Genomic DNA, 25,943 nt, shown 5'->3' on the forward strand with positions numbered 1-25,943 from the left:
CCCTTGCCCGCGATCCGCTACAGGGCCGCGCATGCTCAACCTCAACGGCATCACCGTGCGCCTCGGCGGGCGCACGATCCTGAACGGCGCGACCGCGGCGTTGCCGCCGGGGAGCCGCGTCGGCCTGATCGGGCGGAACGGCGCGGGGAAGTCGACGATGGTGCGCGTCATCGCGGGCCTGCTGGAGCCCGACGACGGCAGCGCGGACATGCCGCGCGGCGCGCGCATCGGCTATATCGCGCAGGAAGCGCCGCACGGGACCGCGACGCCGTTCGACACCGTGCTAGCCGCGGACCTGGAACGCGCGGAGTTGATGCACGCCAGCGAGACCGAGCAGGACGCCCACAAGCTGGGCGATATCTACGAACGGTTGATCGCGATCGACGCCTACACCGCGCCCGCGCGCGCGGCGCAGATCCTGATCGGGCTGGGCTTCGACGAGGAGATGCAGGCGCAGCCGCTCGACAGCTTCTCGGGCGGGTGGAAGATGCGCGTGGCGCTGGCGGCACTGTTGTTCTCGCAGCCGGACCTGCTGCTGCTGGACGAACCGTCGAACCACCTCGACCTCGAAGCCGTCATGTGGCTGGAGGATTTCCTGAAGGGATATCAGGCGACGATCGTCGTCGTCAGCCACGAGCGCGATTTCCTGAACAACGTGGTCGACCATATCCTGCATTTGCAAGACGGGAAGATCACGCTGTATCCCGGCGGCTACGACGCGTTCGAGCGCCAGCGCGCGGAGCGGATGGCGCAGCTGGCGGCGGCGAAGGCGAGCCAGGATGCGCAGCGCGCCAAGTTGCAGGAATATGTCGCGAAGAATTCCGCGCGCGCCTCGACCGCGAAACAGGCGCAGAGCCGGCAGAAGATGCTGGCGAAGATGCAGCCGATCGCGGAGATGGCGAACGATCCGACCTTGTCGTTCGGCTTCCCCGATCCGACCGAATTGCGCCCGCCGCTCATCACGCTGGACATGGCGTCGGTGGGATACAGCGAGGTGCCGATCCTGAAGCGGCTGAACCTCCGGCTCGACCCCGACGACCGTATCGCGCTGCTGGGGCGCAACGGCAACGGCAAGACGACGCTGGCGCGGCTGCTGGCGGCGCAACTGACGCCGATGGACGGCGGGATGAGCGCGACCAGCAAGATGAAGGTCGGCTATTTCACCCAGTATCAGGTCGAGGAGCTGGATACCGAGGACACGCCGCTGGAGCATATGACGCGCACGATGAAGGGCGCGAGCCCGGCGGCGGTGCGCGGGCAATTGGGGCGGTTCGGCTTTTCGGGCGACAAGGCGACGACGCGCGTCGGGAAACTGTCGGGCGGGGAGCGCGCCCGTCTGGCGCTGGCGCTCATCACGCGCGATGCGCCGCACCTGCTGATCCTGGACGAGCCGACGAACCATCTGGACGTCGATGCGCGCGAGGCGCTGGTGCAGGCGCTGAACGATTATTCGGGCGCGGTGGTGCTGGTCAGCCACGATCGCCACATGCTGGAACTGACGGCGGACCGGCTGGTGCTGGTCGACGGCGGGACCGCGCGGGAATTCGACGGCAGCATCGACGATTACATCGCCTTCGTCCTGAAGGGCGACGCGAAGCCCGCCGCGAAGGCGAAGAAGGACAAGAAGGCGGAAGCCGCGGCGCGCGAGCGCGAGGCGGCGCTACGCAAGACGGTACGCGAGCTGGAGGAGCAAACCGCCCGGCTGACGCGCGAGCGTAACGCGCTGGACCGCGCGATGTTCGATCCGGCCAGCGCAGAGCCGCGGTTCGCCAAGCTGTCGATGGGCGAGTTGAGCCGCCAGCGCGCTGATATGCAGGCGAAGGTTGAAGCGTCCGAGGCGAAGTGGCTTGAGGCGAGCGAGGCGCTGGAAGTGGCGTAAGCCCAGCGTCATGCCGGGTTTCCTTGTGTCCCCGCGAAGGCGGGGACCCAGTCTGTGTTCCCGCCCTCGCGGGAGCACAATCTAGCGGCTATTCCTCGCCCGCGTCCTTTTCCTCGCCACCGCGCTCGAACCACGATTCGACCTCGCCCTGAAGCTTGATCGTCAGCGGGCGGCCGTGGCGGTCGACCTTCTTGCCCAGCGCGACGCGGATCCAGCCCTCGGAAATGCTGTATTCCTCCACATCGCGCCGCTCGACACCCTTGAAGCGGATGCCGACGCCGCGTTCCAGCGCGGCCTGGTCGAAATGCGGGCTGCGCGGGTCGATCGACAGATGGTCGGGGGGCGTATCGGTCATGGCGCGCGGCATTGCCGCAATCGCGCACGCCTGACCACAAAAAAGCGCGGGGGAAGCGAACCTCCCCCGCGCTGCCCGCGTGACCGGACCTGCGTTATCCCTACCAGCCGTAATAGCCGCGATAGGGCTGATCGTAATATCCGTTGCCGTAGCCGCGATCGTACCCGCGACCGCGCCAGTAGCCGCGCGGGGGCGGGGGCGCGTAATATCGGTCGCGATAGATGCGGCGCGGCGGGGCGTAATAGCGGTCGTCGTAATAGCCGCGGTCGTAATAGCGGTCGCGGTTGCTCGACGCGATCGCCGCGCCGAGGCCGAGGCCGATGACCCCGCCGATGATCGCGCCGGCCGCCGCATCGCCGCCACGGCCGCGATCGCGCCAGTAACGCTGCGCATCCGCCGGTGCGGCCGCGGTCAGGGTGGTCGTCGCCAACACGGTGGCGAGACCGGCTTTCGTCATATATCCACTCATAACGAACCTCCTCGGGCAGGTACGCGCCCGTGCTGCTCAAACGCGCAAGGATGCGGGCCTGTTGCATCAGGGATAGGCGAGTCGGGCTGAACGCATGCGGAATGGTGCGTTCATTCGGAATGCAGGAGGCGCGCGTGGCGTACTGGTTGCTGAAGACGGAGCCCGACAGCTATTCGTGGACGGATCTTGTCCGCGACGGCGCGGCGGAGTGGGACGGGGTGCGGAACCATGCCGCGGCGGCGCATCTTCGCGCGATGCGGCCGGGGGATCGCGCGCTGATCTATCACAGCGGCGCGGAAAAGGCGGCGGTCGGCGTGGCGGAGGTGACGCGCGCGGCGCGGAAGGACGGCGCGGACGGCAATTGGGTGTCGGTCGCGATCCGGCCGGTCGGGCCGCTGCCCGTGCCGGTCACCCTGACGACGATGCGGGCGGACGCGGCGCTGGCGACGATGGCGATGCTGCGCCAGCCGCGGCTGTCGGTCAGTCCGGTGTCGGACGCGGAATGGGCGGCGATCGCGGGCGACGGGGCGGCGGGCTGAGCACTACCCGATCGTCGCGATCCAGTCGGGCAGGTCGCCCAGCCGCGCCAGTTTGCGGAAGCGCGGATGCCGGGTCGGCGCCGCCGCGGCCTCGTGCGCCCAGACGATGTCGGTCGGCACGAACGCCGCCCATGCCCCCGCGGCCAGCGCGGGCAGGATGTCGGACCGCATCGAATCGCCCGCCATCACCGCGCGTTCGGGCGCGACGGCGTAGCGGGAGAAGATGCGGGTGAAGGTTTCCGGCCTCTTGTCGCTGACGATCTCGACGCCCGAAAACAGGCTGCCGAGGCCCGAGGCGGCGAGCTTCACTTCCTGGTGGAGCAGGTCGCCCTTCGTCACCAGCACCAGCCGCGCGGTCGCCGCGAGCCGCTCCAGCGTGTCGCCGATGCCGTCGAGCAGCTCGACCGGATGCGCCAGCAGGTCGCGCCCGACGTCGAGCAGCCGCGCGACCGCGGTCACGTCCGCCCCCAGTTCCACCGCGGTCTCGATCATCGACAGCGTGAAACTCTTCGCGCCATAGCCGTAATGCGCGAGGTTGCGGATCTCCACCGCCGCGATCCGTTCGCGCGCGATGCCCGCGTCGGCGAAGGGCGCGAGGACATCGGCGAAGGCGCGCTCCGCGGCGTCGAAATAGCGCATGTTGTGCCAGAGCGTGTCGTCGGCATCGAGGCAGATGAGGTCGATGGGCATGGGTCTCTACGTCCTTCCGGCCGCTGCTGTCGGACATCGTTCACGGAACGGGAAGGAGGACCGGCCGAAGGCTGGTGAAGGGTTTTGGCAGCGCTTCGCAAGCCCCTCCACCACGGCGCTGCGCGCCGCGGTCCCCCTCCCCGAGCAAGCTCGGGGAGGATCTAGTCGGCTGACGCCACGATCGCCTGCCACCCGGCCTCGTCCACCACTTTCACGCCCAGCGCGGCGGCCTTCGTCGCCTTCGATCCCGCGCCGGCGCCCGCGACCAGCAGGTCGGTCTTCGCCGACACCGATCCCGCGACACGCGCGCCGAGCGCCTCCGCCTGGGCCTTCGCCTCGTCGCGGCTCAGCGTGTCGAGGGTGCCGGTGAAGACGACGGTCTTGCCCGACACTTCGGACGCGCGGCGTTCGACGACGAAGTCGGGCGGGGAAACCTCGGCCAGCAGATCGTCCCATAGCGCGCGATTGTGCGGTTCGTGGAAGAAGTCGGCCAGCGCGTGGCCGACCGCGGCGCCGACATTCTCGACCGCGATCCGCTCCGCGATCGCCTTGTCCAGCCGGGTGCGGTGGCGGGCCTCGGTTTCGCCGATCGCGGCGGGCGTGGCGTCGCGCAGCGCGATGATGTCGTCCGCCAGCGCGGCGATGGCGGGCAGGGTGACGTAGTGCTTCAGCAGGTCGCGCGCGGTGACGATGCCGGTATGGCGGATGCCGAGGCCGAAGAGCAGCCGGGCCGCATCGGGCCGGCGCCGCGCCTCGATCGCGGCAAGCAGCGCGTCGACCGATTTCTCCTGCCAGCCCTCGCGCGTCAGCAACGCGTCGCGATGCGCGGCGAGGCGGAAGATGTCGGCGGGCTCCTCCAGCCAGCCGAGGTCGATGAATTCGGTCAGCGTCTTCTCGCCCAGGCCGTCTATGTCGAGCGCGCCGCGCGCGACGAAATGCTTCAGCCGTTCCAGCCGCTGTGCCGGGCACACCAGGCCACCGGTGCAGCGCACGTCGACTTCCCCGTCCGCCGCCACCGCCTCGCTGCCGCAGATCGGGCAATGGTCGGGGAAGGCGAAGGCGGGGCGGTCCGCGGTGCGCGGCAGGACCTCGACGATCTGCGGGATGACGTCGCCCGCGCGTTGCAGGATCACGCGGTCGCCCTCGCGCGCATCCAGCCGCGCGATCTCGTCGCGGTTGTGCAGCGTGGCGTTGGTGACGACGACGCCGCCGACGGTGACGGGGGTCAGGCGGGCGACGGGGGTCAGCTTGCCGGTGCGGCCGACCTGGATGTCGATCCGCTCCAGCGTGGTTTCCGCGCGCTCGGCGGGGAATTTGTGCGCAATCGCCCAGCGCGGGCTGCGCGCCACCTGTCCCAGTCGCGCCTGCCAGTCGAGCCGGTCGACCTTGTAGACGACGCCGTCGATGTCGAACGGCAGGTCGGCGCGCTGCGCCTCGATCGCGCGATAGGCGGCGAGCGCGGCGTCGACGGTGTCGACGGCCACGAAGCCGGGCGCGATCGGAAAGTCCCAGCGGGCGAGGGCGGCGATCACGTCGCCCTGCGTGGCGGCGGGGACCGCACTCGCCTCGCCCCAACCATGGGCGAAGAAACGCAAGGGTCGGCTGCGGGTGACGGCGGCGTCCTTCTGCCGCAGCGAACCGGCGGCGGCGTTGCGCGGGTTGGCGAAGCGGCGTGCCTCCTTGCCCGTCGTCGCCGCCTCCGCCGCGAGGCGGGCGTTGAGCGCGGCGAAGTCGGCCTTCGCCATGTACACCTCGCCCCGCACCTCGAACACGTCGGGGGCGTCGGCGGGCAGCGATTGCGGGACGTCCGCGATCGTCCGGACGTTCGCGGTGACGTCCTCCCCCGTGGTGCCGTCGCCGCGGGTCAGCGCCTGGACCAGGCGGCGATCCTCGTAGCGCAACGAGCAGGACAGGCCGTCGATCTTCGGTTCCGCGGTCAGCAGGACCGGTTCGTCCTCCGCCAGCTTCAGGAAGCGGCGGACGCGGCGGACGAACTCGGCGACTTCCGCGTCGGAAAAGGCGTTGTCGAGGCTCATCATCGCGCGCGCATGCGCCACCTTGGCGAGATGCGCGGCGGGGGCGGCGCCGACCAGCACGCCGGGCGAATCGGCGCGGATCAGGTGCGGGAACGCCGCCTCGATCGCGGTGTTGCGGCGGACGAGCGCGTCATAGGTCGCGTCGTCCACCTCGGGCGCGTCGTCGGTGTGATAGAGGCGATTGTGGCGCGCGATGTCGGCGGCGAGGGTTTCCAGCTCGGCGGCGGCCTGTTCGTCGGTGGCGGGGAGCGGCGCGGTCATGGGGGTGCGAAGTAGGATGGTGGTGAGCGCCGGTCTACTGGCGCATCGCCTGATTCCTGTGTCCCCGCGAAGGCGGGGACCCAGACTGGGCTCCCGCCTTCGCGGGAGCGCAACGGCCGGAGGATTTAGGCTGCGACCAGATCCTCCACGGTCGCGTCCGCCAGGCTGGTGCCGTCCAGGATCCGGGCGGTTTCGTCGCGGACGCGCATCATCGCGTGGCGGATCGCGCAATCCGCCTCGCTCCGGCAGTCGGAACAGGCGCGATACGCGGTGCGGCTGACGCAGGGGACCAGGGCCAGCGGCCCTTCGATGATGCGGATGATCTCCCCCAGCGAGATCAGATGGCTGGGGCGCGACAGGCGATAGCCGCCCATCTTGCCGCGATGGCTGTGCAGCAGTCCGGCTTCCCGCAGGTCGGCGAGGATCAGTTCGAGGAACTTGCGCGGCACGTTCGCCTCCGCCGCGATGCGGGTCATCGGGGTCGGCGGGGCACCGGGGGCGGCGCGGGCGAGGAAGAGCATGGAACGCAACGCGTAACGGGACCGCTGGGTCAACATGGGCCATCCTATCGCCGGACATTATGGCGTGCAAATGGCGGGTTTGAAAATGCGCCCGCGGGGCCTATATCGGCATCGTCGGGTTCTACCCGGCTATGGCGATAAACTGCGGCGTAGACTAGGCGCAGCGGACCCGGGGGCAGTACCCGGCGGCTCCACCAAAACCGGCGCACGCGCCGGTTTCGACGGGGCCGAACCAGGATCGACGTGTGTTGAAAGGCGCTGTTTTCGCTCGGAATGGGACCACCGTAACGGCCCATTACACAAGTGCCAACGATAACGAAGCACTCGCGATTGCGGCGTAACTGAGGGCCTCACGGCCTAAGGTTACTCCAAGATAGCGCGGTCGGACCGAACCGGGCAACAGAATCGGAATCCAGCGGTACGGGGGGCACCGGGCAACAGAAGCCCCCCACTTCATTTCCGGTTCGACCCGTTGGTCGTCATTGCGAGCGCAGCGAAGCGATCCAGTGTTTCGCGCGTGGCACTGGATTGCTTCGCTGCGCTCGCAATGACGGATTGCCGTCGTGCCGGGCTTGTCCCGGCATCCACCGTGCCGCGTGGCCGCCCGCTTGAGGATCGCGGCGCGGTGGATCCCGGAACACGTCCGCGGTGACGGCGAGTAAGGCCGACGGATCGCGTCATGCCGCGGCCGCGATGGCGCGGCATGTAGCCGGCCATGATCCTGGGGTGGCTCGCGGCGCAGGCTGCAGATTTCGATCTTGGCAGGCTGTCCGTGACGCGATCGTGCGCCACATCCGGCGGTGACGTGATCGTCTGCGGCACGCGTCCTAATCGCCATCGTCTGCCGTTGCCGGTCGAACGGGACGCACCCGCCTCGGCAGAAGCCAGCGGCATGTCCGCGCTCACCCCGGCACGCCGCTGCGGCATCTTCGCGGGCGAGCGGCGGTGTTCGAAACGGGAGGCGCGGGCCTATGGCTATGGCGGCGGGCGCGATCCGGTCAGAGTCGTGGCGAGGGCGGTCAGGGCCATCGTCGACCCCGACCGCTGACGCCGGTTACGCGTCGATACTGCCGCCCAGCGACGCGTTGACCACGCCGCCGTCGACCGCGATCGTGTCGCCGATCACGTAATCGCCCGCGCGGCTGGCGAGGTAGATGGCGGTACCGGCCATGTCCTCGTCCACGCCGATGCGGCGCGCGGGGATGCGGCTGGCCACCGCGTCGCCGTGGTCGCGTGCGGCGCGGTTCATCTCGCTCGCGAAGGCGCCGGGCGCGATCGAGGTGACGTTGATCGAATCCTGGACCAGCCGCGCCGCCATCCGCTTCGTCAGGTAGATCAGCGCGGATTTGGACGCGTGGTAGCTGTACGTGTCCCACGGATTGAGGCGCAGGCCGTCGATGGAGGTGATGTTGATGACCTTCGCCGGGCGATCGGCGCGCGCCGCGGCCTTCAGCAGCGGGTGGAGCGCCTGCGTCAGGAAGAAGGGCGACTTCACGTTCAGGTCCATGACCTTGTCCCAGCCGCTTTCCGGAAACTCCTCGAACGGCGCCCCCCAGGCGGCGCCCGCATTGTTGACGAGGATGTCGAGCTTCTGTTCCTTTTCCGCCAGCTTCGCGGCGAGCGCCTTGATGCCGTCGACGGTCGACACGTCGGCGGGGAGGCTGATGCATTTGTCACCCAGTTCGGCGGCGGTCTCGTCGCAGGCGGGGGCCTTGCGGCTGGAGACGTAGACGGTCGCGCCCTGAGCGATGAAGCCCGCCGCGATCATCTTCCCAATGCCGCGGCTACCCCCGGTGACGAGCGCGACGCGACCGTCGAGGCGGAACAGGTTCGTGGTGTCCATGATGATATCCTCCGTTCGGGCTGAGCGACGTCGAAGCCCTTGATTGCGCGTGCCCTTCGACTTCGCTCAGGGCGAACGGAGGACGGTTCTGACGGCTGTTGACTACCCCCCGCGCCGGATCGTCTCGCGCGCGATGATGATCTGCTGGATCTGGCTCGTGCCTTCGTAGATGCGGAACAGGCGGACGTCGCGGTACAGGCGTTCGATGCCGTAATCCGCGATATAGCCCGCGCCGCCGAAGATCTGCACCGCCTTATCCGCGGCGCGGCCGACCATCTCGCTCGCGAAATACTTCGCGGCGGCGCTTTCCATGACGACGTCTTTGCGGGCATCTTTCGCAGCCGCGGTTTCGAGGACGAGCGCGCGGGCGGCGAGCGCCTCGGTCTTCATGTCCGCGATCATGCCCTGGATCAGCTGGTGGTCCGCGATCGCCTTCCCGAACTGCTTGCGCTCGGTGGCGTAGGCGACGCAGTCCGCGATCAGCCGCTCCGCGACGCCGACGCACACCGCGCTGATGTGCAGCCGCCCGCGGTCGAGCACGCGCATCGCGATCTTGAACCCCTCGCCCTCCGCGCCCAGCCGGTTGGCGGCGGGGACGGGGACGTCGTCGAAATTGACGTCGGCGACCTTCGCGCCCTTCTGCCCCATCTTCTTCTCGGGCTCCCCGATCGACACGCCGGGCAGGTCGCGGGGGACGAGGAAGGCGGAGACGCCGCGCGCGCCGGGATCGTCGCCGGTGCGCGCCATGACGGTGAACAGGTCCGCCTTGTCCGCATTGGTGATGTACCGCTTCGTGCCCGACAGGCGGTAGGTGTCGCCGTCCTTCACCGCACGCGTCTTCACCGCGCCCGAATCGCTGCCGACGTCGGGCTCGGTCAGCGCGAAGCTGGTGACGATCTCTCCCGATGCGATGCGGGGAAGCCAGTGCGCCTTCTGTTCGTCGCTGCCCGCCATGACGAGGCCCTGCGACCCGATGCCGACGTTGGTGCCGAAGGCGGAGCGGAACGCGGGGGTGGTGCGCCCCATCTCGATCGCGACCTTCGCCTCCTCAAGCATCGTCAGGCCCAGCCCGCCATATTCCTCCGCGATCGACAGGCCGAACAAACCCATCTCGCGCATCTCCGCCAGCACCGCGTCGGGGACGGCGTCGTTCGCCTCCACCTCGCCCTCCAGCGGGCGGAGGCGTTCGGCGACGAAGCGGCGGACGGTGTCGATGAGGGCGTCGAAGGTTTCGGGGTCGAGGGCCATGATCGTCCTTCTTCCGCCGTTCGCCTGGGCGTCGTCGATGGGCATGCGCCGGCACGCGCGCTTCGACGTCGCTCAGCACGAACGGAGGGCGTCGTGTGGGTCCGCAATGCTTACGGCGACCACATCCCCCTCGCAACCCCGCCAAACCCGATTTTCTAAGGACCTTTGATTGACGGGACCAAAGGCCATACTATGCTGCCGAAAACAGGGCATGGGAGTGGGATATGCGGCTGGACGGCAAGCACGCGGTCGTGACCGGCGGCGCCTCGGGCATCGGGCGCGCGACCGCGCTCCGGCTGGTGGCGGAGGGGGCCGAAGTGTGGGTCGGCGACCTCGACCGCGCGGGCGGGGAGGCGCTGGCGCAGGAGTCGGGCGGGCGGATCCACTTCCTCGTCACCGACGTGACCGACGAGGCGCAGATCGCGGCGCTGATGAATGCGCCCGACGGCCTGGACATCGCGTTCAACAACGCGGGCGCGGGCGGTGCGCGCGACCGGATCGACGAGATTTCCGCGGACGATTGGGACCGGACGCAGAATCTGCTGCTGCGCTCGGTCGCGCTGGGCATCCGCCATGCCGCGCCGCTGATGGCGAAGCGCGGGGGCGGGTCGATCGTGAACACGTCCAGCGTATCGGCGCTCGGCACCGGCTACGCCCCGATCGCTTATTCCACCGCGAAGGCGGGGGTGTTGCACCTGACGAAGCTGGCCGCGGCGGAACTGGCGCGCGACCGGATCCGCGTGAACGCGGTCGTGCCGGGTTTCATCACCACCAACATCTTCACGCGTCACCTGGAGGTCGGGGAAGACAAGCGCGCCGCCGCGAACCAGGCGATCGCGGGCATCGCGGCGCAGGCGCAGCCGGTGGCGCGCGCCGGGCGGCCGGAGGACATCGCCGCGGCGGTCGCCTTCCTCGCCAGCGACGACGCGGCGTTCGTGAACGGCACGCATATCCTGGTCGACGGCGGCATGACGATCGGCACGCGCGCGAGCTGGGACCCGCAATCGCCGTCGCTGTTCACCGCGCTGGAGGCGTTCCAGTGAGCGGGGGTTGGCGCGCATCGATGTGCTCCCGCGAAGGCGGGAGCCCAGACTGGGTCCCCGCCTTCGCGGGGACACAAGCAGCGGCGCGCGTGACGGCGTCCATCCGATGACCGCCATCCCCGCGGGCAACGCCCCCGCCGCGCGGCGTTTGTCGCCCGCGGTCATGGGCAGCTACGGCGTCGGTGCCGCGGCCTATGGCGTGAAGGATTCGGGCTTCGGCACGTTCCTGCTGCTGTATTACAACCAGGTCGTCGGCGTGCCCGCGGCGACGGTCGGCTTCGTCGTGATGTGCGCGCTGGTCATCGACGCGTTCATCGATCCGACGATCGGGACCCTGTCGGACCGGACGCGCAGCCGCTGGGGGCGGCGGCATCCGTGGATGTACGGTGCGGCGTTCCCGATCATGATCGGCTGGGTCCTGCTGTGGAATCCGCCGACGTCCTCGACGCAGGCGGCGCTGGGCTGGCTGTTCGCGGTCGCGGTGCTCGTGCGCAGCGCGGTCAGCGCCTATGAGGTGCCGAGCCAGGCGCTCGCCGCCGAATTGTCGGGCGATTACGACGAACGCACGCGGATCATGGCGTATCGCTACCTGTTCGGCTGGGCCGGCGGGCTGCTGATGCTGATCTCCGCCTATATCTATTTCCTCGCGCCGGCGCCGGGTTACCCCAACGGGTTGCTCAATCCGGACGGGTACAAGGGGTTCGCGATCGCGGGTGCGGCGTTCATGGGCGTGACGATCCTCGTGTCCGCGCTCGGCACGCACAAGCAGATCCCGTTCCTGCCCAAGCAGGAGGCGCGCAAGCTGACGCTGCGCGAGACGTTCGCGGAGCTGCGCGAGACGGTGCGCAACCGGGCCTTCGTCATCCTGATGCTGGCGGGGATGGCGGCCTATACGGGGCAGGGCGTCACCTATGCCATGTCCAATTATCTCTACAGCTTCGTCTGGCGCTTCACGGGCATGACGTTCGTGTATTTCAGCCTGTCGCTGTTCGCGGGCGTCGGCATCGCCTTCGTCGCGGCGCCCCGGCTGGGCGCGTGGATGAGCAAGCCGAAGGCGGCGTGCATCGCCGCGATCTGCGGCGCGCTGATCGGGACGACGCCGTACTGGTTGCGGCTGGCGGGGGTTTTCCCCGGCCTGGACAATCCCGCGATGCTGCCGACGCTGTTCGCGTTCGCGGCGCTGTCCACCGCGTGCGGGGTCACCGCCTATATCCTGGGCGCGTCGATGCTGGCGGACGTGGTGGAGGATTCGGAGGTGCGCACGGGGCGGCGGTCGGAGGGCGTGTTCTTCGCCGGCGGCTTCTTCATCCAGAAATGCACCAGCGGGATTGGCATCTTCGTCTGCGGCCTGATCCTGGCCGCGGCGGGATTCCCGGCGAAGGCGGTGCCGGGGCAGGTGCCGGTGGCGACGCTGGACCGGCTGACGCTGATCTACGCCGCGGCGGTCGTGATCTGCTCCACGCTGGCGGCGCTGTGCTACGTCCGCTTCCCGTTCGGGCGGCGCGAACACGAACTGCGGATGGCGCGGTTGGCGGGGGCGCCGGAAATCGATTCGGCGCCGCGCAACCCCGCCGCGTAAACGGTCCGGTAACACTCCACGTCAGTGTCGCTGACCTGATTCCGGGTGCCGCGGGCGGTTCGCCGCCGCGGTTACTCCGTTCGTCCGAAAAGGTTCCCGCGGTGGTTGGACGGGAGGATTTTGCGCCCTAGCGCATCATCTCCAGATCGAGAGACCGGGGGGTCACCCTTGAACATCCAGTCCCTGACGGCGCGATTCGCGCTGGTGTTGTCGTGCGTCCTGATGACCACGGGTGTGGCGCAGGCCCGCCTGCTCCAGTGCGCGCCCTTCGCGCGCGAGGTTTCGGGGATCGAGATCCGCGGCAACGCCAACACGTGGTGGGGTCAGGCGGAAGGCCGGTACGAGCGTGGGCAGGCCCCCATGGTCGGCGCGGTGATGGCGTTCAAGGCGATCCGGAAGATGCCCGTCGGCCATGTCGCGATGGTGAGCCGAATCGTGAACGAGCGCGAAGTCCTGCTGACCCACGCCAACTGGTCGCGCCCCGGCGGGATCGAGCGCGACGTGCGGGCGGTGGACGTGTCGCCCGCGGGCGACTGGAGCGAGGTGCGCGTATGGTATGCGGGCAACGGCGACCTGGGCACGACGGTCTATCCGCTGGCAGGCTTCATCTATTCGGGCAAGGCGCCGGCGGCGGCACCCGCGGACCTGCCGGTGCAGGTGATCGCGACCGCGGCGGCGGTGTCGGTCCACGGGACGACGCCCGTCGCGGATTGAGTTTCCCGCCGTGTGTCAGGCGGGCCTGAACGTCATCGCCACGCCGTTCATGCAATAGCGCAGCCCCGTCGGCTTCGGCCCGTCGTCGAATACATGGCCCAGATGCCCGCCGCAGCGGCGGCAATGCACCTCGGTCCGCGTCATCCCCAAAGCCGTGTCGCGCCGCGTCGCCACCGCATTGGCGAGCGGGGCGTAGAAGCTGGGCCAGCCGGTCCCGCTCTCGAACTTCGTCTTCGACGAGAACAGCGGCTGCGCGCACCCCTTGCACGCGAAAATGCCCGCGCGATGCTCGTCGTTGAGGGGGCTGGAATAGGGGCGCTCGGTATCCTCCTCGCGCAGGACCGCATAGGCCGCCGGGCCCAGCTGGCGACGCCAGTCGGCGGGAGTCTTCGTCACGGGAAAGCGTTCCGCCGCCTGCGCGTCGCGCGAGCCGCAGGCGGCGAGGAGCGGCGCCGCGGCGGCGACGGACAGCAGGTGGCGGCGGGTGAAAGCGGTCATGGCCATGATATAGGTACGCTTGCCGGGCGCGAAAGGAAGCGCGCTGGCGATCGGAGGTCGCGCTTGATAGGCGGACGGGCATGGAATCGCCCGCCGCTCTGATCGCCGACATGGCCGCGCGCGCGCGGGTCGCTGCCGGTGTGCTGGCGCGCGCGTCGTCGTCGGACAAGGAGCGCACGCTGCGCGCCGCCGCCGCCGCGCTGCGCGACGATGCGCCCGCGATCCTCGCCGCGAATGCGGGCGATGTCGCGCGTGCGGAAGCGGGCGGGCTGTCGAGCGCGATGGTCGACCGGCTGCGGCTGGACGATGGTCGCATCGCCGCGATGGCGGACGGCGTCGCGACGGTGGCGTCGCTGGCCGATCCGGTGGGGCAGGTGATCGACGCCAGCGTGCGTCCCAACGGCCTGTCGCTCAGCCGCGTGCGCGTGCCGATCGGGGTGATCGGCATCGTGTACGAAAGCCGCCCCAACGTCACCGCGGACGCCGCCGCGCTGTGCGTGCGATCGGGCAATGCGGTGATCCTGCGCGGCGGATCGGAGGCGGTGGACAGCAATCGCGCGATCCACACCGCGATGGCGCGCGGGATCGCGGACGCGGGGCTGCCGGCCGATGCGGTTCAGCTGGTCGCGACGACGGATCGCGCCGCAGTCGGCGCGATGCTGGCGGCGGAGGGGGCGATCGACCTGATCGTGCCGCGCGGGGGCAAGAGCCTGGTCGCACGTGTGCAGGCGGAGGCGCGGGTGCCGGTGCTGGCGCATCTGGACGGGATCAATCACGTATACGTCCACGCCGACGCCGATCCCGGCATGGCGCGGCGCTTGGTGGTGGATGCCAAATTGCGCCGCACGGGAGTGTGCGGGGCGATGGAGACGTTGGTGATCGATCGCGGATTCGCGGATGCCGCGACGCTGGTCGCCGCGTTGCGGGACGCTGGATGCGAGGTGCGGGGGGATGCCGACGTGGTGCGGCTGCTGCCCGGGATCGCGCCGGCGGCGGACGCGGACTGGGACACCGAATATCTCGACGCGATCGCATCGGTGGCGCTGGTCGATGGCCTCGACGCCGCGATCGCGCATATCGCGCGCCACGGATCGCACCACACCGATGCGATCGTCGCCACCGATGCCGGCGTGGCGGAGCGGTTCCTGGCCGAGGTCGATTCGGCGATCGTGCTGTGGAACGCCTCGACCCAGTTCGCGGACGGCGGCGAATTCGGGCTGGGCGCGGAGATCGGTATCGCCACCGGCCGCCTGCACGCGCGCGGCCCGGTCGCGCTGGAAGGGCTGACGACGTACAAGTGGATCGGCCGCGGCACGGGGCAGGTGCGGGGTTGAGGCGATGCGCGGGGGGGCGTAGCATCGCGGGATGAACGCGCCCGTGTCCATCCTCGCCCCGCTCGACCGGGCCACGCTGGCGAAGGTGACGCTGCTCGCACGGGCGCGCGGGATCAGCGAGGCGGAATTCGCGGCGGAGGCGATCCGCGCGGCCGCGACCCAGCAGACCGATTTCGATGCCTTCATCCAGGTGGGGATCGACTCCGCGGAGCGGGGCGAGGTCCATACGCAGGAAGAGGTGGAAGCCTGGTTCGAGGAGCGTATCGCGGCCCGCCGTCGCGGATGACGCGGGCGATCTGGCTTGGCAGCGCGCTGGCCGACCTTGCGGGTATCGACGATCTCTACGCTGCGATCAGTCCCGACCATGCGGAGCGGGTCGGTCGCGCGGCGGTACGTGCCGCCAGGTTTCTTGCGGAGCATCCCCGCGCGGGACCGGTCGTGAAGGGCCCATTTCGCAAATGGCGCATGCCCGGCACCGATTATGTGCTGGTGTATCGCCTGCACGCGGAGGGCGTGGAGATCTTGCGCGTGCATCACGGGCACGAAAACTGGCGTCCTGCCCCATGATCCGCCGCATCGGCCTCCTCGGCGGATCGTTCAATCCCGCGCATCGCGGGCATCGCCACGTCACGCTCGCCGCGATCCGCGCGCTGGGGCTGGACGAGGCGTGGTGGCTCGTTTCGCCGGGAAATCCGCTGAAGCCTGCGGCGGGTATGGCGCCGTTCGCCGCGCGTCTCGCCTCGGCGCGGAAGATGGCGCGGCGCGCGCCGATCCGTGCGAGCGATATCGAGGCGCGGGCGGGGACGCGCTATACCGTCGATACGCTGCGGATGCTGGTGCGGCGCCATCCCAAGGCGCGGTTCGTGTGGATCATGGGGGCGGACAATCTGGCGCAGTTCGACCGCTGGCGCGACTGGCGCGGGATCGCGCGCACGATGCCGATTGCGGTGGTGGCGCGGCCGGGGTATGAGGGGCGTGCCCTCGCGGCGCCCGCGATGGGATGGTTGCGGCGCTTCCGGCGGCCCGCACGCCAGGCGAAACACTGGGCCGAGTGGAGTGTGCCGGCCCTCGTGCTGCTGCGGTTCCGACCCGATCCGACCTCCGCCACGGCGATCCGCGCCGCCGATCCCGACTGGCATGCGCCCGTCGCCACGTCCATATCCGCCCCATCAACAGACTGAGGACCGTTCTTGCCCGCCACCCACTCCGCCGCCCCGCCGACCGACGCCCAGGCAGACGCCAGCATCGACGCGCTGCACCGCCTGGTGTTGCAGATCCTGGAGGACGACCAGGCGGTCGACACCGTCTCGATCCCGCTGGCGGGCAAGTCGAGCATCGCGGACCATATGGTGATCGCCAGCGGCCGGTCGACGCGGCAGGTGGCGTCGATGGCGTCGAAGCTGGCGGAGAAGATCAAGGGCGAGACGGGGCGTCCCGCGCGGATCGAGGGGCTGACCAATGCCGACTGGGTCCTGATCGATGCGGGCGACGTGATCGTCCACCTGTTCCGGCCCGAGGTGCGGTCCTTCTACAACCTGGAGCGGATGTGGTCGTTCGGCGACGCCCCCGCCGCGCCGGCGCCGCCGGCCATCGCCTGATCCGCGCCGCGTGATCGCGGCATGTTGCTGCACATCGTCGCGCGCGGGCGGATCGGTCGGTCGCCCGAGGCGGAACTGGTCGACCGTTACCTGAAACGGATCGTCTGGCCGACGCGCGTCACCGAACTGCCCGACACCGGGGGGCGCGAGCCCGATCGGGTCGGGCAGTCGCGCCGCATCCTGCTGGACGAGAAGGGCGAGGTGATGCCGTCGATGGACATCGCGCAGCGGTTGGGACGCTGGCGCGACGACGGGGTGCGGGAGGCGCGGTTCCTGATCGGTGCCGCGGACGGTTTCGACGATGCCGCGCGGGGGGAGGCGGACCTGCTGCTGTCGTTCGGGCGCGCGACCTGGCCGCACCTGCTGACCCGTGCGATGCTGGCGGAGCAATTGTTCCGCGCGACCAGCATCCTGGCGGGGCATCCCTATCATCGCGAGGGGTGAGCCGAGGGAGCGAAAGCGGCGCTTGATCCGCGCGAGCCCTCGCCGCAAGACCGCGCACAGATGACGCCGCGTCTCCGCCCCCTGCTCGCCGCCGTGGCCGCCGTCGCGGTCGCGGGCGCGGCGTGGGCCGCCGCGACGCCCGGCGACCTGCGCGCCGCCAATGCCGCCGCCGCCGGCGCGGCGCGCGAAGCGGCGCGGCTGGATGCGAGGGCGGGCGCCAGCGACGATCCGGCGGCGCGTGCGCGGCTGGAACGCGCGGCGGTGGCGGCACGGGTGCGCGGCGCGGAGGCGGAGATCGCGGCGGCGCGGGTCCGCGCGGCCCTGGTCGAGGCGCGGCTGGTATCGCAACGCGCCGGTCTCGCGGCGGAACAGGGGCCGGTGGCGCGGCTGCTGGCCGCGTTGACCGGGCTGGCGCGGCGTCCCGCGATCGCGGCGGTCGCGCAACCGGGCAGCATCGCCGACCTGGTCCATGTGCAGGCGGTGCTGTCCACCACCATGCCCGCGGTCGCGGCGCGGACGGCGGCGATCCGCGACGACCTGGCACGGGCGCGGGCGTTGCAGGCGAATGCGACGGTCGCGGCACGCAGCCTTCAGGCCGGGCACGCGCGGCTGGTCGATGCGCGCGAGCGGCTGGCGGCGCTGTCGGGGGATGACGAACAGGCGCTGGCGCTGGGCGAGCGCACTCGCGACATCGTCGACCGGCTGCGTACGATCGGGGGCGCGCAGGCGACGCTGGCCGATCTCGCCGCGCTGCCCGGCCCGCCGGTCGCGTCCACGGCCCCGGTCGGGGCGGCGGCGTATCGCCTGCCGGTGTCGGGGCGGCTGACGACCGGACTGGGCGAGGTGTCGGACAACGGCGTGCGGGCGCGGGGGCTGACGTTCGACGTCGCGGCCGGCGTGCCGGTGGCGGTCCCCGCGGCCGGGCGGGTGGTGTTCGCCGGACCGTTCCGCAGCTTCGGCGGCACCGTCATCATCGATCACGGCGCGGGGTGGACGACGGCGGTGACGGGCCTCGGCCCCGTCGAGGTCGCGCGCGGGGCGCGGGTCGTGCCGGGGATGCGGATCGGGCGCGCGCCGCAGGGGGAGGCGCCGCGCGTGACGGTGGAATTGCGCCGCAACGGCCGCCCGGTCGACATCACGGCGATGATCGGGTGATGCTCATCGTCCGTTCAGCCGGCACGCGCTTTGATCGGCCCGCGGGTTTGGGCTACACCCCGGGTCCCGCCCGTTCGAAGGATCGCCGCACCCCATGAAGACCCGTCTGTTGCAGGCCGCCGCGCTGGTCACGACCATGGCGATGGTCCCGGTCGCCACGGGGGCGATGGCGGCGGTCGATACCGCCACGTATCGCGCGATGGACCAGTTCCTGGACGTGTATAACCGCGTGAAGGCGGATTATGTCGACAAGGTCACCGACGAACAGCTCATCAAGGGCGCGATCGACGGCATGCTGTCCAGCCTGGACCCCCATAGCAGCTACGTCGACGCATCCGATTTCGACAACATGCGGATCGCGACCGAGGGGAATTACGGCGGCCTCGGCCTGACCGTGTCGATGGAGGACGGCGCGGTGAAGGTCATCGCGCCGCAGGAGGATACCCCCGCGGGCCGCGCGGGCATCAAGTCGGGCGACTATATCACGCATATCGACGGCAAGCTGATCTACGGCGGCAAGCTGGACGAGGCGACGGCGCAGATGCGGGGCAAGCCCGGTACGAAGGTGATGCTGACCCTGGTCCGCCCCGGCCGCGACAAGCCGATCGACGTGACGCTGGTGCGCGAGGTGATCGTGCAGCGCCCGGTGAAATGGGAAGTGAAGGGCGACGTCGGCTACATCAACATCAACACCTTCTCCGAACAGACCGGCGCCGACACGCGCGCCGCGATCGTGGCGATCGACAAGGCGCTGGGGAAGAAGCCGCTGGGCTATGTCGTCGACCTGCGCGAGAACGGCGGCGGCCTGCTGACCCAGGCGATCGCGGTCAGCGACGCGTTCCTGGACCATGGCGAGATCGTCAGCCAGCGCGGGCGCGAGAAGGGTGACATCGAACGCTATTTCGCGAAGCCCGGCGACGACGCGAAAGGCCTGCCGATCGTGGTCCTGACCGATTCGGGCACCGCATCGGCGAGCGAGATCGTCGCGGGGGCGTTGCAGGACCATCATCGCGGGCTGGTGATGGGGGAGCGCACGTTCGGCAAGGGATCGGTGCAGACCTTGTTGCAGGTCGGCCCGCGCACCGCGTTGCGGCTGACCACCGCGCGCTACTTCACGCCCTCGGGCAAGAGCGTGCAGGAAGGCGGGATCGAGCCAGATATCCGCGTGCCGCAATTGTCCGACCCGGATTACAAGACGCGCCCCGTGTTCCGCGAGGCGGACCTGCGCCGGCACCTCATCAACGAGATCAAGTCGCCCGACAACAAAGTGCTGGAGGAGGACGTCAAGGACGATCCCCGCTTCACCGCGACGCCCGAGACGCTGAAGAAGCAGGGAATCGAGGATTTCCAATTGTGGTACGCGCTGAAGACCGTCGCGCGGCTGGGCGGCCCGAGCCAGGTGGCGGCGGTGACGCAGTCGATGGCGGCGAAGAAGAAGCCGTGAGCGTGACCAACCGCCGTCATGCCGGACGTGATCCGGCATCCATGGTGCCGCGAGAACGGCCCGCGTTGTCCTCGTGGCACGATGGACCCCGGCTCGGGGCCGGGGTGACGGAGGTCGTATTAGCATGACCCCCTCCCTCCACCGTGCACGCCTGCTGGCGTTCCTGATCCCCGCCGCGCTGCTTGCCGGGGCGTGGGCGTTCCAGCTGATCGGCGGGCTTTACCCGTGCGAGATGTGCCATTGGCAGCGCTGGCCGCATTATGCCGCGCTGTTCTTCGCCGCGCTGGCGTTCGCGATCCGCGATGTGCGGACCGTCCGCACGTTGGTGGTCGGGGCCGCGGTGCTGGTCGCGCTATCGGGCCTGATCGGCGTCTTCCACGCCGGGGTCGAATATCACTGGTGGCAGGGGGTCACCGCCTGCACGCAGACGGTCAGCACCGCGGGCCTGTCGACGCAGGCGTCGCTGGACGCGATCCTGTCGGCGCCGATCGTGCGGTGCGATGCGGCGCAATGGACGTTCGCGGGCGTGTCGCTCGCGGGGTGGAATGCGATCGTCTCGCTCGTCGGCGCGGCGGCAATCGTCTATCTGTCGAGGAAGCGCGCATGACGTGGAAACCCGGCGACCGCCCGGTCGCGAGCGAGGCGATGATCCGCGTCGATCAGGCGGGGGAATATGGCGCGACGCGCATCTATGCCGGGCAGCTGGCGGTGATGGGGCATCGCTCCACCATCGCGCGCGAGATCGCGGGGATGGCGTTGCAGGAGGAGCGGCACCGCGCGTTCTTCGACCGCATGATCGCGGAGCGCGGCGTGCGCCCGACCGTGCTCCAGCCGTTCTGGGACGTCGCCGGGTTCGCGCTGGGCGCGGTCACCGCCGCGATGGGGCCGAAGGCGGCGATGGCGTGCACCGCCGCGGTCGAAACCGAGATCGACAAGCATTACGCCGACCAGCTGGTCGAGCTGGGAGACGGCGACCCCGAACTGTCGACCGCGATCGCGGATTTCCAGGCCGAGGAGCTGGAGCATCGCGCCACCGCGCTGGCGCACGGGGCGGAGGAAGCGCCCGCCTATCCGTTGATGTCCGCGATCATCCGGCTGGGTTGCCGCGTCGCGATCGCCACCGCCAAGAGGATCTGACCGATGTCGCCGCGTTACGCCGCTTTGGCCCTGCTGTTCTTTCCCGCGATCGCCGCCGCGCAGGCGGGTCCCACCCTGGCCCCGCGCGTCGCCAAGACGACCGCGGCGGAGGGCGTGTCGCGCAACGCGCCGGTCAACGGCGTGCTGGTCCTGTACGGCAACGAACGCTGCCCGACGAACGCCAACGGCGAGGAGATCGTGGTCTGTTCGCGCCGGTCGGCCGAGGAGCAGTTCCGCATCCCCAAGGAATTGCGCAATTTCGAGATCACGCCCGAGAACGAGAATTGGGCGGTGAGGGAGGCGGGTAATCGCGACGTCGGCAGCGTCGGCATCGGCAGCTGCTCCACCGTCGGCGCGGGCGGGCAGGTCGGCTGCAACGGCAGGTTCGTCCGCCGCAACAAGGCGGAGGCGAAGGCCGAGGAGAAGGCCGCCGCGCCGATCCTGAAATAGGCGTCCGCCCGGCGGGGCGTGGACCCCTTGCTTCTCCCCCGCGCGCGTGCATCATCGCGCGACCGCAACATCCGGGGGGATGATCGATGGCGACGACGGCCTATTACGCGCTCCGGTCCCGGGGCCGCGCGGCGCGCGACCTTCGGGCGCCGGGTCGGCTGGACCAGGTCCTGTCGCTCGGGGCGGTCGTCCTGCTGGCCTTCGCCCTCGCGGCGATCGGTCGCGGCGCGGCGCAGTGGGCGACGGTGCCCGCGGTCATCTGGCTGCATCTCCTGACCATCCTGACCGCGACCGCGCTGACCCCGGTCATGTTGCTGCGCCGGCGCGGGGACCGGCCGCATCGGATGGTGGGAGCCGCGTGGCTGCTCGCCATGTTCGCGACCGCCCTCGCCACGATGTTCATCCGCACCTCGGGCGGATTCAGCGTCATCCACATCCTGTCGGTATGGACCATGGCGCAGGTGCCGCTGATCTGGTGGACCGCGCGCACCCACAGGATCGCGCGCCATCGTCGCGCGGTCCACGGCCTGGTCATCGGCGCGTTGTTGATCGCGGGATTCTTCACCTTTCCGTTCCAGCGCCTGCTGGGCAGCTGGCTGTTCGCCTGATACATCCGCGGCGGTCGCGTGACTGGCGCATTCGCGGAGCACCGCGGGGGAGCGCGACCCGCATATCGCCGCGCGCCTGGGCAATCCTCCTGCCGAAAGGATGCCGTCATGACCGATCCGATCCGTATCGCCTTCCTGCTGTTCCCGCAGGTGACGCAGCTCGACCTGACCGGGCCGGCGCAGGTATTGTCGCGGCTGGGAGATGCGCGGCTGGACCTGGTCGCGGCGACGCTGGAGCCCGTGCCGACCGACGCGGGCTTCTCGATCCTTCCCACCGCCACGTTCGCCGACGTGCCGGCGGCGGATGTGCTGTGCGTTCCCGGCGGGTTCGGGACCAACGACGTCATCGCCGACGATGCGACGATGGCCTGGGTGGCTCAGGTGGGGGCGGAGGCGCGCTGGGTGACCAGCGTGTGCACGGGATCGCTGGTCCTCGGCGCGGCGGGGCTGCTGCGCGGATATCGCGCCGGGTGCCATTGGGGGCAGCGGCACATGCTGCCCGTGTTCGGGGCGGAGCCGGTGGCGCAGCGGGTCGTGGTCGATCGCAACCGCGTGACCGGGGGCGGGGTCACCGCGGGGATCGACTTCGCGCTGACGCTGATGGCGCTGATCCGCGGGCAGGCGCACGCGGAACTGGTGCAGCTGAGCCTGGAATACGACCCCGCGCCGCCGTTCGACGCCGGCTCGCCGGAGCGCGCGGGCGTGGCGGTGATGGCGGCGTACGAGCGGCGTGTGGCCGCACTGGTGCCCGATCGCGACGACCGGCTGCGCGCGCTGGCGAAGCGGCGGGGGTTCTGATCCCTTTCGTCATTGCGCGCGAGGCGCGGCAATCCGGTGTATCGCGCGCCGCACTGGATTGCTTCGCTACGCTCGCGATGACGGGTGCTATTTCACGCGGCGGATGTCCTTCAGCCGGTGCCACAGGAAGAACGCGCCCGCCGCGACGATCGCGACCGCGATGAAGATCTCGAACTGGTGGTAGATCGCCTTCACCCGCGGATCCGAATTCCACTTGTCGCCCAGCCACATGCCCAGCCACGCCAGCAGGAAGCACCACGGCCACGAACCGACGAAGGTGTAGACGTGGAAGGGGATCAGCTTCATCCGCGCCACGCCCGCGGGAAAGGCGATGAAGGTGCGGATGATCGGCAGCATCCGCCCGACGAGGATGGCCGCCGAGCCCCAGCGGTTGAAGAACCGGTCCGCCGCGTCCAGCTCGCCGGGGCCGATCAGCAGATACTTGCCCCATTTCTCCGCCATCGGGCGCCCGCCGCGGCGGCCGACCTCGTACGCCACGATCGACCCCAGGTTGCAGCCGATCGCCCCCGCGGTGGCGGCGAGGTACAGGTCCATCTTCCCCAGCGACACGAGATAGCCCGCGAAGGGCATGATGATCTCGCTCGGCAACGGGACGCACGCGCTCTCGATCGCCATCAGCAGTGCGATGCCCCAATAGCCGCCCGCCTCGATCACCGCGGTCGTGAACCGCGCGAGGGCTTCCAGTATCTGTCCGATCATGCCGCACGCGCTACCGCGAAGCCGGCACCGGCGAAAGCCGCAATCGGGAACCGGCGCGGCGCCGCGGGGGTTCGGGGCGAATGCAGGACACCATCACGCTCAACGACGGTCGCGCGATGCCGCGGCTCGGCCTCGGCACGTACCAGATCCCCGACGCGCATGTCGCGCAGGTGGTCCGCAGCGGCCTCGACATCGGTTACCGGCTGGTCGACACCGCCGCGCTGTACCACAACGAGCGCGGGGTCGGGCACGGGCTGGACGAGGACACGTGGGTCACCACCAAGCTGTGGCACGACCACCATGGCGATGCGGAGGCCGCGCTGGACGCCAGCCTGGCACTGCTGGGGCGCGACGCGGTCGACCTGTACCTGATCCACTGGCCGCATCCGGCGGGGGAGAAGTACGTCACGGCGTGGGAGACGCTGGTGCGGTTGCGCGAGGCGGGGAAGGCACGGTCGATCGGGGTGTCGAACTTCCTGCCCGAGCATGTCGACGCGATCGTCGCGGCGACGGGCGTGACGCCCGCGGTGAACCAGATCGAACTGCACCCGACGTTCCAGCAGCGCGACGTGCAGGCGTATAATGTGGACCACGGGATCGTGACGCAGAGCTGGAGCCCGCTGGGGCAGGGCGCGACGTTGACGGACGACCGCATCGTGGAGATCGCGGAAAAGCTGGGGGTTTCGGCGGCGCAGGTCGTCATCGCCTGGCATCTGGCGAAGGGGTTGGCGGTCATTCCGAAGGCGGGGGACCTGGATCATCTGGCGGATAATTTCGGGGCCTTGGGGGTGGAAGTGTCGGCGGAGGATGTCGCCGCGATCGATGCGATGGATGATGAAGCAGGGCGCATCGGGCCGGATCCGCGGGAGTTGTGATGTTACTACTGTCGTCATTGCGAGCGTAGCGAAGCAATCCAGAGCGTCATGCGCGCCGCCCTGGATTGCCCCGTCGCTTCGCTCCTCGCAATGACGGGCAGTCAACCTGCCGCCGCCTTCGCCGCCTTCAGGTCGTCGACGAACTTGGCATATTCTGCTTCCCGCGCGGCCTCGTCGGGGAGGCGCAGCAGGTAGCTGGGGTGGACCGTGATCCACGCCTCCCCGCCCTCCGGCAATACCAGCGCCCGCCCGCGCTCGCGGCCGATCGTCATCGCCTTTCCGAACAGGCTGCGCGCCGCGGTCGCGCCGAGCGCCACCGTGACCTTCGGGCGCAGCAGCATCCGTTCCTGTTCGATCCACCAGCGGCATGCCTCGATCTCGCCCGCGTCGGGCTTGGCGTGGATGCGGCGCTTGCCGCGGGCCTCGAACTTGAAATGCTTGACCGCGTTGGTGACGTAGGTGGTCGCGCGGTCGATCCCCGCCGCCGCCAGCGCGCGGTCGAAGACTTGTCCCGCAGGGCCGACGAAGGGGTGGCCGGCGAGGTCCTCCTGATCGCCGGGCTGCTCGCCGACGAACATCAGCGCGGCGTCGACCGGGCCTTCGCCGAACACGGTCTGCGTCGCGTGGCGATGGAGGTGGCAGCGGGTGCAGCCCGTCGCCTCCTCGCGCAGCGCTCCCCACGCGCCCGCCAAATTGCCGCCGATGTCGGTGCGCGCCTTCTCGATCATCCCGCTTTCCCGCGCCTGCGCCTTCGCCAGCAGTTCGGGGACGAGCGCGGTTTCGGGCATGTTCTTCCAGTATTTGCGCGGCATCTCCTTCAGCATCGCGCCCACTTTCACGCGCGCGGGGTTGAAGATGCTGGCGTAATAGGTCTTCCACACCTCCTCCGTCGGGTCGCCGTCGGGGGCGTCGGCCTTCGTCGCGCCGGGACCCTCGGCAAGCGCCGTGCCGTCCCAGTGCAGCGACACCTCCGGCGTCAGGATCGACCAGCGCATGCTGGCGAAGCGGTTGACGAAGAAGGCGGCGTTGGCGCGGACGATGTGGTGGTCGGGCTCCCACCAGGCGACGAAGCGCGGGCCGCCGTCGTCGTCCACTTCGCGGAAGCGCAGGAAGGCGCGCATCTTGTGGATGTCGCGGCGCACGTTCTTCGCCAGCCCCTCGATCCGGCGGACGAGCGGGTCGGCGTGATCCTCCGCCAGTTTCGGTTCGCGGCGCAGGCGATGGAGCATCGCGTACAGCAGCGCGAACCGTTCCGGGTCGGACGACAGCGCGGCGTTGCGCATCAGGTCGAGGAAGGCGCGCGGGACCTTCAGCGCCGGGCCGACGGGATCGGGCAGCGGTTGCGGCGTCGCGGCGGTGGCGAACAGGTCGCCCGCGGTATCGCCGACCTGCCACACGATGTCGTCGGGCGGCACGTCCGCGGCGGCGAGCGCGCGGGCGGCGTCGCGCCACGCATCGACGTCGTCGGGGGCGGGGAGGGTTACGATCCGCATCGCGAATGTTGCGAATGTTGAATCGATATGGGGGTAGTGCAGGAGGGCATCGGGGAGGTGTGACAGGTCGGGGGGATGTAGGACAGACAGTGCGGTCGCGTCTGTCCTGAGGAGGCGGGGATCAAATCTATCCTCCCCGGCACGGGGAGGGGGACCGTTCGCGAAGCGAATGGTGGAGGGGGGGCTCCACAAACGCTACGCCCGCGGCACGC

General features: G+C 70.0%; 30 protein-coding genes, 1 other RNA gene and 1 riboswitch. Of the genes, 21 read left to right on the forward strand and 10 right to left on the reverse strand.

Annotated elements, in window-relative coordinates:
• The first annotated feature begins 31 nt into the window (after positions 1-31).
• The gene (locus ASG29_RS07655; protein WP_055982566.1) at positions 32-1,879 is read left to right on the forward strand and encodes an ABC-F family ATP-binding cassette domain-containing protein; all 1,848 of its coding nucleotides are present in this window, start codon (positions 32-34) and stop codon (positions 1,877-1,879) included.
• 88 nt (positions 1,880-1,967) lie between these two features.
• On the opposite strand, the gene ASG29_RS07660 is transcribed toward ASG29_RS07655, so the two are convergent.
• Both ASG29_RS07660 and ASG29_RS07665 read right to left on the reverse strand, forming a co-directional pair.
• Positions 1,968-2,234, reverse strand: coding sequence for a DUF3297 family protein (locus tag ASG29_RS07660; protein WP_055985208.1), 267 nt, complete (start codon positions 2,232-2,234; stop codon positions 1,968-1,970).
• Positions 2,235-2,334: 100 nt separating this feature from the next.
• Positions 2,335-2,691: a hypothetical protein gene (locus ASG29_RS07665; protein ID WP_235532824.1), complete on the reverse strand. Its 357-nt coding sequence runs from the start codon at positions 2,689-2,691 to the stop codon at positions 2,335-2,337.
• A gap of 146 nt (positions 2,692-2,837) precedes the next feature.
• On the opposite strand from ASG29_RS07665, the gene ASG29_RS07670 reads away from it, so the two are divergent.
• On the forward strand, positions 2,838-3,242 hold the full coding sequence (locus ASG29_RS07670) for an EVE domain-containing protein (protein WP_200932397.1): 405 nt from the start codon (positions 2,838-2,840) through the stop codon (positions 3,240-3,242).
• 3 nt (positions 3,243-3,245) lie between these two features.
• Here the strand turns inward: ASG29_RS07670 and ASG29_RS07675 are convergent, their stop codons facing one another.
• From ASG29_RS07675 to ASG29_RS07685, 3 genes are all read right to left on the reverse strand, one after another.
• Positions 3,246-3,932: an HAD family hydrolase gene (locus tag ASG29_RS07675; RefSeq protein WP_055982573.1), complete on the reverse strand. Its 687-nt coding sequence runs from the start codon at positions 3,930-3,932 to the stop codon at positions 3,246-3,248.
• A 161-nt stretch (positions 3,933-4,093) separates the two neighbouring features.
• On the reverse strand, positions 4,094-6,229 hold the full coding sequence (ligA, locus tag ASG29_RS07680; RefSeq protein WP_055982574.1) for an NAD-dependent DNA ligase LigA: 2,136 nt from the start codon (positions 6,227-6,229) through the stop codon (positions 4,094-4,096).
• A 125-nt stretch (positions 6,230-6,354) separates the two neighbouring features.
• Entirely contained in the window at positions 6,355-6,786 is a 432-nt protein-coding gene (locus ASG29_RS07685; RefSeq protein ID WP_055982576.1) for an RrF2 family transcriptional regulator, read from the reverse strand.
• Positions 6,787-6,824: 38 nt separating this feature from the next.
• Here ASG29_RS07685 and ssrA point away from each other — a divergent pair.
• Positions 6,825-7,203, forward strand: a transfer-messenger RNA (tmRNA) gene (gene ssrA, locus ASG29_RS16390).
• Positions 7,204-7,465: 262 nt separating this feature from the next.
• Entirely contained in the window at positions 7,466-7,798 is a 333-nt protein-coding gene (locus ASG29_RS16690; RefSeq protein ID WP_156457945.1) for a hypothetical protein, read from the forward strand.
• A gap of 6 nt (positions 7,799-7,804) precedes the next feature.
• Here ASG29_RS16690 and ASG29_RS07690 read toward each other — a convergent pair whose 3' ends face one another.
• Together ASG29_RS07690 and ASG29_RS07695 are read right to left on the reverse strand one after the other, a co-directional pair.
• Positions 7,805-8,593 (reverse strand): SDR family oxidoreductase, encoded by a 789-nt coding sequence (locus tag ASG29_RS07690; protein ID WP_055982578.1) that lies wholly within the window; start codon positions 8,591-8,593, stop codon positions 7,805-7,807.
• Between the two features lie 102 nt (positions 8,594-8,695).
• Entirely contained in the window at positions 8,696-9,841 is a 1,146-nt protein-coding gene (locus ASG29_RS07695; protein WP_055985211.1) for an acyl-CoA dehydrogenase family protein, read from the reverse strand.
• Between the two features lie 224 nt (positions 9,842-10,065).
• Here ASG29_RS07695 and ASG29_RS07700 point away from each other — a divergent pair, with 224 nt between their 5' ends.
• The 3 genes from ASG29_RS07700 to ASG29_RS07710 all read left to right on the forward strand — a co-directional run bounded on the left by ASG29_RS07700 (position 10,066) and on the right by ASG29_RS07710 (position 13,177).
• Positions 10,066-10,884, forward strand: a complete 819-nt coding sequence (locus tag ASG29_RS07700; protein WP_055982580.1) for an SDR family NAD(P)-dependent oxidoreductase — start codon at positions 10,066-10,068, stop codon at positions 10,882-10,884.
• Between the two features lie 106 nt (positions 10,885-10,990).
• Positions 10,991-12,463, forward strand: coding sequence for an MFS transporter (locus ASG29_RS07705; RefSeq protein WP_235532825.1), 1,473 nt, complete (start codon positions 10,991-10,993; stop codon positions 12,461-12,463).
• Positions 12,464-12,631: 168 nt separating this feature from the next.
• Entirely contained in the window at positions 12,632-13,177 is a 546-nt protein-coding gene (locus ASG29_RS07710; RefSeq protein ID WP_414884331.1) for a CHAP domain-containing protein, read from the forward strand.
• Positions 13,178-13,192: 15 nt separating this feature from the next.
• Here the strand turns inward: ASG29_RS07710 and msrB are convergent, their stop codons facing one another.
• Positions 13,193-13,675 carry a peptide-methionine (R)-S-oxide reductase MsrB gene (gene msrB / locus ASG29_RS07715; RefSeq protein ID WP_055985221.1) on the reverse strand — a complete coding sequence of 161 codons (483 nt, stop codon included), beginning with the start codon at positions 13,673-13,675 and terminating at the stop codon, positions 13,193-13,195.
• Positions 13,676-13,755: 80 nt separating this feature from the next.
• Between msrB and ASG29_RS07720 the strand changes: the two genes are divergently transcribed.
• The 13 genes from ASG29_RS07720 (at position 13,756) to ASG29_RS07780 (ending at position 22,643) form a co-directional block, all read left to right on the forward strand.
• A complete protein-coding gene (locus tag ASG29_RS07720; RefSeq protein ID WP_055982582.1) occupies positions 13,756-15,009 on the forward strand; it encodes a glutamate-5-semialdehyde dehydrogenase in 1,254 nt (417 codons plus the stop codon).
• Between the two features lie 31 nt (positions 15,010-15,040).
• The gene (locus ASG29_RS07725) at positions 15,041-15,295 is read left to right on the forward strand and encodes a hypothetical protein (protein WP_055982584.1); all 255 of its coding nucleotides are present in this window, start codon (positions 15,041-15,043) and stop codon (positions 15,293-15,295) included.
• Complete coding sequence (locus ASG29_RS07730; protein WP_055982586.1) at positions 15,292-15,576, forward strand: type II toxin-antitoxin system RelE/ParE family toxin; 285 nt, start codon at positions 15,292-15,294, stop codon at positions 15,574-15,576. The genes ASG29_RS07725 and ASG29_RS07730 overlap by 4 nt, the downstream gene beginning before the upstream one ends.
• Positions 15,576-16,190: a nicotinate-nucleotide adenylyltransferase gene (locus ASG29_RS07735; RefSeq protein ID WP_055985224.1), complete on the forward strand. Its 615-nt coding sequence runs from the start codon at positions 15,576-15,578 to the stop codon at positions 16,188-16,190. Before ASG29_RS07730 ends, ASG29_RS07735 begins: the two co-directional genes overlap by 1 nt.
• 9 nt (positions 16,191-16,199) lie before the next feature.
• Positions 16,200-16,607, forward strand: coding sequence for a ribosome silencing factor (gene rsfS, locus ASG29_RS07740; protein ID WP_055982588.1), 408 nt, complete (start codon positions 16,200-16,202; stop codon positions 16,605-16,607).
• Positions 16,608-16,628: 21 nt separating this feature from the next.
• Positions 16,629-17,051, forward strand: a complete 423-nt coding sequence (locus tag ASG29_RS07745) for a 23S rRNA (pseudouridine(1915)-N(3))-methyltransferase RlmH (RefSeq protein ID WP_055982589.1) — start codon at positions 16,629-16,631, stop codon at positions 17,049-17,051.
• Positions 17,052-17,111: 60 nt separating this feature from the next.
• Positions 17,112-18,206: a murein hydrolase activator EnvC family protein gene (locus ASG29_RS07750; protein WP_055982591.1), complete on the forward strand. Its 1,095-nt coding sequence runs from the start codon at positions 17,112-17,114 to the stop codon at positions 18,204-18,206.
• A gap of 94 nt (positions 18,207-18,300) precedes the next feature.
• Positions 18,301-19,650, forward strand: coding sequence for a S41 family peptidase (locus ASG29_RS07755; protein WP_055982593.1), 1,350 nt, complete (start codon positions 18,301-18,303; stop codon positions 19,648-19,650).
• Positions 19,651-19,774: 124 nt separating this feature from the next.
• A complete protein-coding gene (locus ASG29_RS07760; RefSeq protein WP_055982595.1) occupies positions 19,775-20,257 on the forward strand; it encodes a disulfide bond formation protein B in 483 nt (160 codons plus the stop codon).
• Positions 20,254-20,787 (forward strand): demethoxyubiquinone hydroxylase family protein, encoded by a 534-nt coding sequence (locus ASG29_RS07765; RefSeq protein WP_055982597.1) that lies wholly within the window; start codon positions 20,254-20,256, stop codon positions 20,785-20,787. The genes ASG29_RS07760 and ASG29_RS07765 overlap by 4 nt, the downstream gene beginning before the upstream one ends.
• Positions 20,788-20,790: 3 nt before the next feature.
• A complete protein-coding gene (locus tag ASG29_RS07770) occupies positions 20,791-21,237 on the forward strand; it encodes a hypothetical protein (protein WP_055982599.1) in 447 nt (148 codons plus the stop codon).
• 86 nt (positions 21,238-21,323) lie between these two features.
• Positions 21,324-21,845, forward strand: a complete 522-nt coding sequence (locus tag ASG29_RS07775) for a DUF2306 domain-containing protein (protein ID WP_055982600.1) — start codon at positions 21,324-21,326, stop codon at positions 21,843-21,845.
• An 8-nt stretch (positions 21,846-21,853) separates the two neighbouring features.
• A riboswitch (ZMP/ZTP riboswitch) is annotated at positions 21,854-21,934 on the forward strand.
• 19 nt (positions 21,935-21,953) lie between these two features.
• Positions 21,954-22,643: a DJ-1/PfpI family protein gene (locus ASG29_RS07780; protein WP_055982603.1), complete on the forward strand. Its 690-nt coding sequence runs from the start codon at positions 21,954-21,956 to the stop codon at positions 22,641-22,643.
• A gap of 87 nt (positions 22,644-22,730) precedes the next feature.
• Here ASG29_RS07780 and ASG29_RS07785 read toward each other — a convergent pair whose 3' ends face one another.
• Positions 22,731-23,363 (reverse strand): DedA family protein, encoded by a 633-nt coding sequence (locus ASG29_RS07785; RefSeq protein WP_055982605.1) that lies wholly within the window; start codon positions 23,361-23,363, stop codon positions 22,731-22,733.
• Positions 23,364-23,443: 80 nt separating this feature from the next.
• Here ASG29_RS07785 and ASG29_RS07790 point away from each other — a divergent pair, with 80 nt between their 5' ends.
• A complete protein-coding gene (locus tag ASG29_RS07790) occupies positions 23,444-24,238 on the forward strand; it encodes an aldo/keto reductase (protein WP_055982607.1) in 795 nt (264 codons plus the stop codon).
• Between the two features lie 101 nt (positions 24,239-24,339).
• Here ASG29_RS07790 and ASG29_RS07795 read toward each other — a convergent pair whose 3' ends face one another.
• Complete coding sequence (locus tag ASG29_RS07795) at positions 24,340-25,731, reverse strand: UdgX family uracil-DNA binding protein (protein WP_055982609.1); 1,392 nt, start codon at positions 25,729-25,731, stop codon at positions 24,340-24,342.
• Positions 25,732-25,943 lie beyond the last annotated feature (212 nt).

It is taken from the genome of Sphingomonas sp. Leaf412 (assembly GCF_001425405.1).
Lineage (GTDB): Bacteria > Pseudomonadota > Alphaproteobacteria > Sphingomonadales > Sphingomonadaceae > Sphingomonas.

Coding starts and splice junctions, on each gene's coding strand:
- ASG29_RS07655 (WP_055982566.1), top strand. CDS start 32: ATGCTCAACCTCAACGGCATCACCGTGCGCCTCGGCGGGCGCACGATC.
- ASG29_RS07660 (WP_055985208.1), bottom strand. CDS start 2,234: ATGACCGATACGCCCCCCGACCATCTGTCGATCGACCCGCGCAGCCCG.
- ASG29_RS07665 (WP_235532824.1), bottom strand. CDS start 2,691: ATGACGAAAGCCGGTCTCGCCACCGTGTTGGCGACGACCACCCTGACC.
- ASG29_RS07675 (WP_055982573.1), bottom strand. CDS start 3,932: ATGCCCATCGACCTCATCTGCCTCGATGCCGACGACACGCTCTGGCAC.
- ligA (WP_055982574.1), bottom strand. CDS start 6,229: ATGACCGCGCCGCTCCCCGCCACCGACGAACAGGCCGCCGCCGAGCTG.
- ASG29_RS07685 (WP_055982576.1), bottom strand. CDS start 6,786: ATGTTGACCCAGCGGTCCCGTTACGCGTTGCGTTCCATGCTCTTCCTC.
- ASG29_RS16690 (WP_156457945.1), top strand. CDS start 7,466: ATGATCCTGGGGTGGCTCGCGGCGCAGGCTGCAGATTTCGATCTTGGC.
- ASG29_RS07690 (WP_055982578.1), bottom strand. CDS start 8,593: ATGGACACCACGAACCTGTTCCGCCTCGACGGTCGCGTCGCGCTCGTC.
- ASG29_RS07695 (WP_055985211.1), bottom strand. CDS start 9,841: ATGGCCCTCGACCCCGAAACCTTCGACGCCCTCATCGACACCGTCCGC.
- ASG29_RS07700 (WP_055982580.1), top strand. CDS start 10,066: ATGCGGCTGGACGGCAAGCACGCGGTCGTGACCGGCGGCGCCTCGGGC.
- ASG29_RS07705 (WP_235532825.1), top strand. CDS start 10,991: ATGACCGCCATCCCCGCGGGCAACGCCCCCGCCGCGCGGCGTTTGTCG.
- msrB (WP_055985221.1), bottom strand. CDS start 13,675: ATGACCGCTTTCACCCGCCGCCACCTGCTGTCCGTCGCCGCCGCGGCG.
- ASG29_RS07720 (WP_055982582.1), top strand. CDS start 13,756: ATGGAATCGCCCGCCGCTCTGATCGCCGACATGGCCGCGCGCGCGCGG.
- ASG29_RS07725 (WP_055982584.1), top strand. CDS start 15,041: ATGAACGCGCCCGTGTCCATCCTCGCCCCGCTCGACCGGGCCACGCTG.
- ASG29_RS07730 (WP_055982586.1), top strand. CDS start 15,292: ATGACGCGGGCGATCTGGCTTGGCAGCGCGCTGGCCGACCTTGCGGGT.
- ASG29_RS07745 (WP_055982589.1), top strand. CDS start 16,629: ATGTTGCTGCACATCGTCGCGCGCGGGCGGATCGGTCGGTCGCCCGAG.
- ASG29_RS07750 (WP_055982591.1), top strand. CDS start 17,112: ATGACGCCGCGTCTCCGCCCCCTGCTCGCCGCCGTGGCCGCCGTCGCG.
- ASG29_RS07755 (WP_055982593.1), top strand. CDS start 18,301: ATGAAGACCCGTCTGTTGCAGGCCGCCGCGCTGGTCACGACCATGGCG.
- ASG29_RS07760 (WP_055982595.1), top strand. CDS start 19,775: ATGACCCCCTCCCTCCACCGTGCACGCCTGCTGGCGTTCCTGATCCCC.
- ASG29_RS07765 (WP_055982597.1), top strand. CDS start 20,254: ATGACGTGGAAACCCGGCGACCGCCCGGTCGCGAGCGAGGCGATGATC.
- ASG29_RS07770 (WP_055982599.1), top strand. CDS start 20,791: ATGTCGCCGCGTTACGCCGCTTTGGCCCTGCTGTTCTTTCCCGCGATC.
- ASG29_RS07775 (WP_055982600.1), top strand. CDS start 21,324: ATGGCGACGACGGCCTATTACGCGCTCCGGTCCCGGGGCCGCGCGGCG.
- ASG29_RS07780 (WP_055982603.1), top strand. CDS start 21,954: ATGACCGATCCGATCCGTATCGCCTTCCTGCTGTTCCCGCAGGTGACG.
- ASG29_RS07785 (WP_055982605.1), bottom strand. CDS start 23,363: ATGATCGGACAGATACTGGAAGCCCTCGCGCGGTTCACGACCGCGGTG.
- ASG29_RS07790 (WP_055982607.1), top strand. CDS start 23,444: ATGCAGGACACCATCACGCTCAACGACGGTCGCGCGATGCCGCGGCTC.
- ASG29_RS07795 (WP_055982609.1), bottom strand. CDS start 25,731: ATGCGGATCGTAACCCTCCCCGCCCCCGACGACGTCGATGCGTGGCGC.